Genomic DNA, 732 nt, shown 5'->3' with positions numbered 1-732 from the left:
AAGGAGGATTAGTCGAATGGCAGATATTCAAACTTTAGTCGATCAAGTACTAGCCAATGCTGAAAACGAAGAAAAAGCATCATTAGCGGCATTTGAAGCTGAAACGAATGAAGAAATCAACAAAGCCAAAGCGCGAAACGATGAGCAAATTGCGACTGAAAAGCAACACATCGAAAACGCTGAAGCTAGAAAATTACAAACACAAAAACAAAGCTACTTAAACGTCTTACGTAATGAAAAATTACAAGCCAAACAAGCCTTACTAGAAAAAGTCTACCACCAAGCTATTGTTGAATTACAACAATTATCAAGCGAAGAGTTTACTAGTTTTATTAAAGGCGCTTTAGACCAAGTAGTAGGCACTGAGAACCTTACGTTAACAGTAGGTGAATTCAGCCAACACCAATTCGACGCTGACCAAGTGAAAGCCTTAAACCCATCTATTCAATTAGATGACACTTTCCTTCCTAAGCGTTCAGGTTTTGTTTTAAGTAACGAAGAAGTGGACTACAACTTTACTTTTGAATCAATCATTGAACAAAAGAAAAAAGCATTAGCGCCAAAATTAGTGAAACAAGCATTCTAAGAGAGGGGAGTGACAGCAATGCCAAACGCTACATATGCACAACTGGATACAACCATTCGTGTAAAAGAAAGTAGTTTGCTAGCAAAAGAAGACTATGACGCACTTTTACGTGCCAACTCCCTTGAAGATGTATTTGCTGCCCTACG

1 protein-coding gene is annotated in these 732 nt (G+C 38.3%); it reads left to right on the top strand.

Translation table 11 applies throughout. The features are described from left to right. A partial coding sequence (locus tag ACRCJ0_RS17390) for a V-type ATP synthase subunit E (protein ID WP_431391408.1) occupies nucleotides 1–586 on the top strand: 586 nt, incomplete at its 5' end. Nucleotides 587–732: the final 146 nt, after the last annotated feature.

This window comes from Aerococcus sp. L_32 (assembly GCF_050689315.1).
Note: the sequence above shows the minus strand (reverse complement) of the source record. Positions and strands in the feature narration are given on the sequence as shown.